Origin of the sequence: Aliiruegeria lutimaris (assembly GCF_900099935.1) — a bacterium.
GTDB lineage: Bacteria > Pseudomonadota > Alphaproteobacteria > Rhodobacterales > Rhodobacteraceae > Tropicimonas > Tropicimonas lutimaris.
Genome location: NZ_FNEK01000122.1, coordinates 1 through 8,766, shown reverse-complemented (window position 1 = coordinate 8,766; position 8,766 = coordinate 1). Strand labels below are relative to the sequence as shown.

General features: G+C 60.4%; 9 protein-coding genes and 1 pseudogene. 3 read left to right on the top strand and 7 right to left on the bottom strand.

Features of this window, described 5'->3' with window-relative positions; all coding sequences use genetic code 11:
- Positions 1–15 precede the first annotated feature (15 nt).
- From BLR85_RS26895 to BLR85_RS26885, 3 genes and pseudogenes are all read right to left on the bottom strand, one after another.
- Positions 16–285, bottom strand: a pseudogene (locus tag BLR85_RS26895) (transposase); the annotation flags it as partial.
- 352 nt (positions 286–637) lie between these two features.
- Positions 638–1,246 (bottom strand): HdeD family acid-resistance protein, encoded by a 609-nt coding sequence (locus tag BLR85_RS26890; RefSeq protein ID WP_093164644.1) that lies wholly within the window; start codon positions 1,244–1,246, stop codon positions 638–640.
- Positions 1,247–1,282: 36 nt separating this feature from the next.
- Complete coding sequence (locus BLR85_RS26885) at positions 1,283–1,693, bottom strand: c-type cytochrome (RefSeq protein WP_093164640.1); 411 nt, start codon at positions 1,691–1,693, stop codon at positions 1,283–1,285.
- Positions 1,694–2,042: 349 nt separating this feature from the next.
- Here BLR85_RS26885 and BLR85_RS26880 point away from each other — a divergent pair, with 349 nt between their 5' ends.
- Entirely contained in the window at positions 2,043–2,963 is a 921-nt protein-coding gene (locus BLR85_RS26880) for a glutaminase (RefSeq protein WP_093164637.1), read from the top strand.
- A gap of 381 nt (positions 2,964–3,344) precedes the next feature.
- Here the strand turns inward: BLR85_RS26880 and BLR85_RS26875 are convergent, their stop codons facing one another.
- The 4 genes from BLR85_RS26875 to BLR85_RS26860 form a co-directional block, all read right to left on the bottom strand.
- Complete coding sequence (locus tag BLR85_RS26875; protein ID WP_170844803.1) at positions 3,345–3,887, bottom strand: OsmC family protein; 543 nt, start codon at positions 3,885–3,887, stop codon at positions 3,345–3,347.
- Between the two features lie 16 nt (positions 3,888–3,903).
- Positions 3,904–5,139, bottom strand: a complete 1,236-nt coding sequence (locus BLR85_RS26870; RefSeq protein ID WP_093164631.1) for an NAD(P)-binding domain-containing protein — start codon at positions 5,137–5,139, stop codon at positions 3,904–3,906.
- Between the two features lie 150 nt (positions 5,140–5,289).
- Complete coding sequence (locus tag BLR85_RS26865) at positions 5,290–5,853, bottom strand: OsmC family protein (protein WP_093164628.1); 564 nt, start codon at positions 5,851–5,853, stop codon at positions 5,290–5,292.
- A 204-nt stretch (positions 5,854–6,057) separates the two neighbouring features.
- Positions 6,058–6,951 (bottom strand): class I SAM-dependent methyltransferase, encoded by an 894-nt coding sequence (locus BLR85_RS26860; RefSeq protein WP_093164625.1) that lies wholly within the window; start codon positions 6,949–6,951, stop codon positions 6,058–6,060.
- Between the two features lie 435 nt (positions 6,952–7,386).
- Here BLR85_RS26860 and BLR85_RS26855 point away from each other — a divergent pair, with 435 nt between their 5' ends.
- Together BLR85_RS26855 and BLR85_RS26850 are read left to right on the top strand one after the other, a co-directional pair.
- On the top strand, positions 7,387–8,073 hold the full coding sequence (locus tag BLR85_RS26855; RefSeq protein WP_093164622.1) for a winged helix-turn-helix transcriptional regulator: 687 nt from the start codon (positions 7,387–7,389) through the stop codon (positions 8,071–8,073).
- Positions 8,074–8,171: 98 nt separating this feature from the next.
- Positions 8,172–8,766 (top strand): SDR family NAD(P)-dependent oxidoreductase (locus tag BLR85_RS26850; RefSeq protein WP_093163901.1); only part of this gene is annotated, 595 nt, incomplete at its 3' end.

Genomic DNA, 8,766 nt, shown 5'->3' with positions numbered 1-8,766 from the left:
AAGGGCTCAGAAGTTTCCCCGTGCAGCCTCGGCCAGAACCATCTTGTCCAGCGTCAGATCAGATACCGCGCGCCTGAGCCGCTGGTTCTCCGTTTCCAACTGCTTCAGGCGCTTCAGTTGATCCCGGCTCATGCCGCCATACTCCTTGCGCCATCGGTAGTAGGTCTGCTGCGTCACGCCAATCTGGCGAACGGCATCGGCAACCGAGCTGCCCTGACCTTGCAGCACTTCAACCTGCCGCAGCTTCAGCACGATCTCCTCGGGTTTGTCTCGCTTTCCAGCCATCGTTTGGTCCTCCTGAAAACGGGATAAAGCTATCCCAGTTGGTGGACCACTTCATTGGGGGCACTCCATGTGGTCTTCGACAACCCGCCCCAGCACCGAAATAATCACTCTGAAGCTGCGCTCAGGGCGCACGGTTATCATGATACCTGCACTGTGGCGTATCGCAACGCCGGGGACGCGGGAGCCATCCACCCAATCTGTTTTGTCCGCTGCGCGTTTCGTCGAAGAGTCAACGACTGAGTGGGAATGTGCCCATCGAACTCGGGATCGTCATCTATCTTACGGCGTCGATTGTCTGTCCGTTCTAACCACGCGGCCAATCCTTCACGGCGGTCATATAGTCATAGCCCTACTATCGATTGACAACCCGCATCTGCAAACGTTCGTTCGCACGCTTAAACCGCGTTGCCAGCCAGAACATCACGACGGCGACGGCAAGCGCTGCAAATGCGATCGCCCAGCCAAGCGCGACAAGCCCAGAGCCTGGCCAGAAGATGAGCACCAACCCGACGAGCGAAGCCAGCAACCCAACGCCGCGCGCGGTTGAGCGTTCCGGGTCCCATTCGGGCATTTGCCACCACGTGATCAGAGACCCAATGCCGATGATCAATGCCCAGGTGCCCAGGAGGACGAAAGTAATCCGTGCCGTGCCCTCAGGCCAGATCAGGAGCACGAGGCCGATCACGATTGTGCCGACCCCGACACCTCCTGCCGCGCCTTTCCTTCCCAGGCCGAACAACGTCAGTGCTCCGTCGAGGAGTAACAGCACGCCAACGAGTTGCAACAACAGGGAGATGCTGTCGGTAGGCCAGAAAAGAGCGGCAATACCAATAGCCCCAGCGAGGATCCCGCGCAGCACGAATGTCCACCACAGGCCCGCCAGCCTGTCGCTCAGAACTTCGCGGGCATCTGTCTGATCAGGATCGACGATCTCGGCGTCAAGCTGTTCATGCGGCCTCATGGGTGTCCCTTCATTGCCGATATAGGGGTAGCGTTCTCATCGCGCCTGCAATGTCTCCAAGTAGCCGATCAAATCGGCCAGTGTCTGGCTCATGATTATAGACTGCCCGCTTGGCAACCGAATGGCCACGTTTCCTCCGACGTCAAAAAACGGCCCGAACAGCGGCATGTCTCCGCCATGCGCCAACACAAGCGTTCGGCCATCGATTTTCGTAGCCACGTCTGCGGTCGGGAAGACACCCTCGTTCCGTTTGGCCAGACCAGTCAAGTCCGGGGTTTCGACAACAAGGAGTTCAGCCATCGGTCCAACGCCCTTGGCATCGAAGCCATGGCACTGCACGCAGTACGACATGAAGACGTCTCGTCCGGCGTCCGGATCCGCGATCTGGGCCGAGACTGTGCTGGCCCCTGCCGCCGCGAAGACCATCAAGATCACCTTCAAAAACATCTCGTTCACCTCCGATGGCACAATGTTAGCAAGCCTGTCTAATTTGCGCACTCGTTAGATGGTTTGTGCTTCAGAACCGGGCGCTGCTCCATGTGGGGCAGGCAGAGTTACTTGTTCTGAACTTTCAGTATCCACGTCTGGGTGCGAACCCTCCGACTTCCAGTCGGATCGGCTTCAGCGCGAAGGTCACGTCCGTCAATCCCGTCCGCTGATCGTCCAGATAATGCATCGACTACCACTGGCCGCTTGCGAGGTGGAACTTACCCCATGAATGTGTGGTAGGAAACGGCTGGTGCGTGCGTTGCAAAGAACGGCTCCAACACGGCGATGAGGATAGGGGGAGATTGCCATGACTGAGGCGCTCGAGCGATTTCTTTCTGACCTTGATGCCGAGATCAGAAAGCACGGGAATTGGGGGGAGGTGGCCGATTACATCCCAGAGCTTGCCCGCGTCGATCCCGCACAATTTGGGATTGCGGTCTCGCTGGCCGACGGTCGGATCGTAACCGCTGGTCAGGCACGGCAACAATTCTCGATCCAGTCGATTTCGAAAGTATTTTCGCTCGCATGTGTGCTCGGCCGGATCGGCGAGCAAGTGTGGACCCGCGTCGGACGAGAGCCATCGGGACGGCCGTTCGATTCAATCTTGTTACTCGAACAGGAACATGGTCGTCCTCGAAATCCATTCATCAATGCTGGAGCCATCGTAACGACCGATGAACTGCTCACAGGGCGCCAGCCAAAGGAAGCGTTATCCGAGATTCTGGCATTCGTTCGCGCTGCCGCTGAAGACGACGATATTCATATCGACAAGGCCGTAGCCCGCTCGGAGGCGGAAACCGGCTTCCGCAACGTTGCACTGGCAAACTATCTGAAATCATTCGGAAATTTGAGAAATCAGCCGGAGATGACATTGGGAACCTACTTCCACCAATGCGCAATCGAAATGAGTTGCGTACAACTTGCTCGCGCTGGACGTGTGTTGGCCGGCCTCCCGGATGCGCCACGCCTGCTGACTGCGCTCAAGTCCCGACGCATCAACGCGCTTATGATGATGTGCGGTCACTACGACGGTTCGGGCGACTTTGCCTTTCGGGTTGGATTACCCGGAAAATCCGGTGTCGGCGGAGGGATCCTGCTCATTGCACCGGAACGGGCGTCAATCGCAATTTGGTCACCTGGGCTCAATGTGTATGGCAACTCCATGATGGGCACGCACGCTGCCGAACAATTGGCACGCAGAATGGAGTGGTCTGTATTTGGGAGCTGAACGGGGTGAGAAAGGGCACTCGCCTGACGATGCCTCGAGGAAATGCGATCGCGGCGGATTGTCGGCACTCACGTCTGGATGCCTAAGGAGAGGTGGAACGAAACCACAATCTCGGAACTGCCAATCGGACTATTGCGCGAAACAGAGGGCCAATATGTGAGCAGGCATAAGCACAAGAGTTTTCTCGGGTGTGGCAGCGGTGCAGTCCGATCTCAACGTTTCTCTGGCCTTTGACGATCCGAGGGGGCCCGCACGACAGATCCTGCAACTGCGAAGCTACGTCAGTATGCCTTTTCTCGGCCTCGCGCCAGTGACGCTTTGCGCTGAGACTTGCCCGGCGAAACGATCTCGGAGTTCTTTCACCGGCCCTCAATGTGTCGGCTACCTCGCGACTGAGACCGTTGCCGATACATCCTGCGCGTTGCCCAGAGCGAGGAACCAGGGATCCATAGCAAGGGCGCGGTCCACGATGCTCTCCACGATGTCACCTTGCGCATCGGTGTCGATGTCGATCGACACCCGGGTCCGAACCGGAGCCGCATTGCCACCGCCGATGCCGAACAGCGCCGCATCGTCGAAATCGGTCTCGACGGCAATGTCGACGCAGTTGAACCGCACGCCTTCCCGCGCGGCGAGCATCTTAACAGCGATCCCGACACATCCGGCAATGGCCGCTCGGGCAAAGAACCCCGGGGACGGTCCGGCTGCGTCCCCGCCCATTCCCTTGCCGAGATCGAGCGTCGCGCTGAACGGTCCCTGGACGACCTCACAGGCGAGACCTTCGCCAACATGGCCGGTCGTGCGGAGGGTGCTTCGGGCCTTGGCCGGATCGGCGCGGATGCGCTCGACGACGGCGGACTGAGCCTCGCGGATCACGCGATCGCGGGCCGTTTCAGTGACGGGTGGTGTTTGGAGATAGGTCATCGGGGGATCCTCTTGGTCAGGCGGCGTGGCGGACATTGGTAGAAACGAGGTGATCGGCGAGCGCGGCAGCATCGGCGCCGACGCCATCGATGAGGGTCGAGTTGCGTTTGCGAAGGAACGGCAAGCCCAGGACGTAGAGGCCCCGGGCAACCACTCCGCCCTCGTGCGCGAGCCGGCTCTTGTGGTCGAAAACCGGTAGATGCAGCCAGTCGAAGTCCGGCCGGAACCCCGTCGCCCAGAGGATCGTCGAGATCCGGCCACGTGCAAGGTCCAGCGACAGCCGCGGCGCCTCTGCAACCTTCGTAGGTGCGAAGCGTTCGGGCGCCGGGAGATCGGTGAGTCCGGCTTCGGCCGCCCAGGCATCGAAGCCATCCAGGGCGCGGTTCATCTTCAGATCGGAGAGCGCCGTCGCGTTGGCGAGGCCGCCTGAGAAAAGCGCCGTCCTGTCCCGCAGACCGGTGAAGCGACCGACGATCTCCACACCGGCGCTCTGCAGCGTGTTGAGGTCGAGAAAACGCGTACTGGCCTCTCCCACGAGTTGCAGCGATGGCACCGCACGTGCGCGTTGCAGGTCATCGACCTCCGCTACCGTTGTGGACAGGAGCCCGGAACGGTCCATCCACCACTGGATGTCGCGCCCCCGGTAGAACCGGGGCATGCGGACATGGTGACCGGCCGCGAGCATCACGTCATGACCCGCCGCGCGGAGTTCGGCCGCAAGCTGAACGCCGGTGGCCGACGCGCCGACGACCAGTACGCCACCCGGGCGAAGTTGCGACGGATTGCGGTAGGCGAGAGGGCTCAGTTGGTCGATGCTCTCAGGAATCCCGGTGGAGAACTGTGGGATACTGGCGCGGTTGCAGGCGCCGCTGGCGAGGACGATGTTCCGGCAGGACCAGAGGCCTCGGTTGGTCTCGACTTCGTAGTCGTCGCCGATTCGGCGGACTCGTGTCACGGTGGTTCGTGTCTCGATGGGTGCCGTGATGGTGGCGGCATAAGTGTCGAGGAATTTGGCGGTCTGAGCCACGGACATGAAGCCGTCCGGGTCGTCGCCTGCATAGGCATGTCCCGGCAGGCGGCTTTGCCAGTTCGGCGTCAACAGGCGGAGACTGTCCCAGCGTTCGGTCTTCCAGGAATTGGCGACCTCGCCGCGCTCCAGAATGACATTGGGCACCGATCGGGCGCTCAGGTGGTGGCTCATCGCGAGGCCAGCCTGGCCGGCACCGATGATCAGCGCGGAAATTCGTTTCATGACGACAGGTCCTAATGAATGCAGGGGGATCAGGCGTTGGAAGTGTCATCGCCGAGGGAGTGGCGCTAAAACGCGTGGTTGGCGGCAAGGGCCGAATTGGGTCAGGCCCGCACCCGCCCGGTCTTTGCGGGCCGGTGCGGGCGCAACGCATCAGGCGAGGCTGACATTCACGTTCGTCGGGTTGGTCAGGATGTCGAACATGGCCGAACGCTTCTGCGACTGGGCGACGAGTGCGGCGATCTCATCCTTGCTGGCGTCGGCGTCGATCTCGAAACTCACGCGGATCGACGAGAAGCCGCTGCGGATCTCGGGGTCCATTCCGAGAATGCCCTGGACGTCGATATCGCCTTCGACCGTCGACTGCACCGAGCGCAGCTGGATGCCGCGATGCTGGGCGACGGCGGCGACACCACCGGTCAGGCAGCTCGCGAGTGCGGCCAGCGCGATTTCCGGCGGGGTCGGAGCGCGGTCGGCCGCGGCGAAGACCTCCGGATGATCGGACTCGATCGAGAAGGTCCGCTTGCGCTCATGCTCCTGGCCGAGGCCGAAATAGCTGTTGATCTTGTTGGCGCTGTAGGTGCCCTCGATCCAGGAACAGCTGCTGCGGAAGGTGAATTGCGCGGCTTGCGGAGCCTCGGCGAAAGCGCCGCGGGCGCCGATCAGGGCTTCGGTGTTCACGCCGTTGTTGACCGTGACATTGGACTGAACGTTCATGGTATTTCCTTTCGGGTTGGATTGATCGGTTTCAGGTTGGTGGTTACGGGGTTGGTGGTGACTGGGCGCTGGAGAGCGCCACGCCGGTACAGGCCCTTGCGGGGCGATGGATGGATTGCGGGGCAAGACAGCGTCGTTGGTTTCCCGGCATTCCGTTCTTTTGGGTCTCCCCAAAATCTCAGGCCCAAGAAATCGGGCGGTGTGTCAGGAGGGTGCGCGCGCCGTGATCAGCCAGGACGAACTGTCCATCCAGAGGCCGCCCTCATGGGCGATCACCTCCTCGAACAGGTTCGACAGTGCGAGAACGATCTCCGCCCGGCGGGCTTCGCCCAAGGCACCAGCCTCGCGGTAGGTCTCGCCCGCCGGGCCGATGGCCAATTGGAAGCTGACAGCGTCCTCGATGTCCCGGCCGACATTCACTTTGGCTTCGATCCGTCGGAACGCGATGTCGGTGAACCCGGCGGCTTCCATCTGTGCGCGCGTCGTCTGTTCGCCGGCCATCGAGAACGGACCGGGGCCGCAGGTCTGGGCCTCGGGCCCGGGCGGCGGAAGGAATTGGCGCACCACGTCGCGCGCCGCGATCAGCCAGGGATTGTCCTCGCGATTCCGCCAGACGATGTGGGCCATGCGTCCGCCCGGCTTCAATGCCCGGCGCATCGAGCACAACCCGGCGACCGGGTTGGTGAAAAACATCGTGCCAAAGCGCGAAAAGACGAAATCATACCGCGCGTCTCCGAGGTCACGCTCGGCATCGCAGGACTCGAAACGCAGGTTTGGAGCGAACATCTTCTCCGGGCGGTGGCGCGCGATATCGAGGAACGCCTCGCAGCAATCGGCGCCGAGGACACTGCCCGTCTCGCCGACGCGGTGCGCAATTGCGATGGCGGTGTCACCAAAGCCGCAACCGACGTCTAGAACATCGTCGCCCTGCTCGATCTCCAGGAGCGGCATGACCGCTTCGCTATGACGCGAAAGCCCACCTTCGAGGATATGGCGGTATTTCACGAATTTCGGGGCCAGGGTGTCGTTCCAAAACGAGACGATAGGCGAGGGGGGCATTGTGGCGGTCTGCGGAGTAAGGCGCTGCTGGATAGTCATTATTTCGTTTCCTTCGCGGGATATTTGGTGTTGTACAGCGTCGGGTGGCTCACACCCGCCAATGCGCAGGTGCATCCCATGCGGAAGCGCTGTAGCGGGCGCGAGAGGCACTCGAAGAGATGCGGTTGAGGGCTGTGGGATGGAGAACCGGGGCGATGACTGCCTGAGACCGGCGTAGGTGCCCAATCAGGTTCGAGGCAACGACGCTCGGGGTCATTCTGATCGGATAAACGCTGACTAAGATACTGACGCTTATGGCTCTTTTCACTTTCGTTCCTGTGGCGTCGGATCATCCGATTGCCGATGAACAAGTGAATAGACCGGGCGAGGCGTGCAAAATACTTCACGCCCGGAAGCAGAGAACTACAAAAAACGCAGAAACCCGCTACACTATCTGAAGTTAGTCGAAATCCAGCGCCGATCGGGGGAGTGGTGATGAATTACAATCAGTTCTGTCCGATTGCGAAAGCCGCCGAGATACTTGGCGAACGGTGGACGATCCTTATCTTGCGCGAGATCCTGATGGGTGGCCGGCGTTTCAATACGCTTCAACGCGGCTTGGGAGACATCTCTCCCGCACTGCTGACCAAGCGCCTGAAGCAGCTTGAAGAACAGAACATGTTGATCCGTCGAAAGATTCCCGGACAAAAGGGTTATGAATACTATCCAACGGATGCCTGTGAAGCACTCCTGCCGGTACTGTTCTCGTTGGGGGAATGGGGTGTCATTTGGGCGAAGCATACGATCCTAGATCAGGATTTCGACGCCGAGTTCCTGATGCTCTACCTCGAGCGCAGCATCGACCGGGAAAAGATCAAGGGGCAGGAAACCGTCATCAAGTTTCGTTTCACCGACCTGATCGAGCAGCGCGATTGGTGGCTCGTCGTCAAACCGGAAAACGCGGAGGTCTGTCTCAAGGACCCGGGGCGCGACGTGGACGTTTTTTTCAACTGCACCGTCAGAACGCTGTCTGAAATCTGGATGGGGGACCGAACCTATCGTGAAGCGATCCGCAACGGCGATCTCATGATGGATGGAGACCCGGCCTTGACACGCAACGTTTCTGCCTGGCTCAGGCCGGGCATGTTCGCAAACTCGCCACGTGGACCTTTCAGGGCATAGATGCGTAGAAACGGTGTTCGTGCGGCCTCGAAAAGCAGAGCGTCGGCATTGTAGCTATCGGCTCTATCTTGTTGTGATACGCAAAACGGGGGGACGATATGAGAAGAATCCTGGTTACCGGTGCGAACAAGGGCATCGGATATGCCATCGCAGAGCGGATCCTGGAGGAAGCGGACGATACGTTTGTGTTCCTCGGATCCCGCGATCTCGAGCGCGGTGGCGCTGCCGCAGAGAGCCTCTCACGAGAGAGCGCTGATCGAGCCAGCCGTATCCAGATCGTGGAAATCGACGTGTCGAGTGACGAATCCGTAGGCGGGGCGGTGCTCCAGGTGCGGGACACATGCGGTAGCGAAAAGCTCTACGGCATCGTCAACAATGCAGGTATCGGCCTCGGAGCGGACGATCTTCGCAGCGTCCTCAACGTTAACACCCGAGGTATCAAACGGGTCTGCGATGCCTTCATTCCGCTTCTTTCCGACGGTGGGCGCATCGTGAATATTACTTCCGCGGCCGGCCCGAACTTCGTGGCTACCTGCAGCCAGGATCGGCAGGCGTTTTTCACAGACCCGGCCGTGACCTGGGACGAAATCGATGCCCTGATGGAAGAGTGCATCGCAATTGCTGGCAATGCTGAGGCGTTTGCAACTCGGGGCCTGGGCGACGGTTCGGCATATGGACTTTCGAAAGCCTGTG

Bases quoted from the DNA above. Each gene is read 5' to 3' on its own strand.
- BLR85_RS26875 (WP_170844803.1), bottom strand. From the start codon at position 3,887: ATGACCTATCTCCAAACACCACCCGTCACTGAAACGGCCCGCGATCGC.
- BLR85_RS26870 (WP_093164631.1), bottom strand. From the start codon at position 5,139: ATGAAACGAATTTCCGCGCTGATCATCGGTGCCGGCCAGGCTGGCCTC.
- BLR85_RS26860 (WP_093164625.1), bottom strand. From the start codon at position 6,951: ATGACTATCCAGCAGCGCCTTACTCCGCAGACCGCCACAATGCCCCCC.
- BLR85_RS26855 (WP_093164622.1), top strand. From the start codon at position 7,387: ATGAATTACAATCAGTTCTGTCCGATTGCGAAAGCCGCCGAGATACTT.
- BLR85_RS26890 (WP_093164644.1), bottom strand. From the start codon at position 1,246: ATGAGGCCGCATGAACAGCTTGACGCCGAGATCGTCGATCCTGATCAG.
- BLR85_RS26865 (WP_093164628.1), bottom strand. From the start codon at position 5,853: ATGAACGTTCAGTCCAATGTCACGGTCAACAACGGCGTGAACACCGAA.
- BLR85_RS26885 (WP_093164640.1), bottom strand. From the start codon at position 1,693: ATGTTTTTGAAGGTGATCTTGATGGTCTTCGCGGCGGCAGGGGCCAGC.
- BLR85_RS26880 (WP_093164637.1), top strand. From the start codon at position 2,043: ATGACTGAGGCGCTCGAGCGATTTCTTTCTGACCTTGATGCCGAGATC.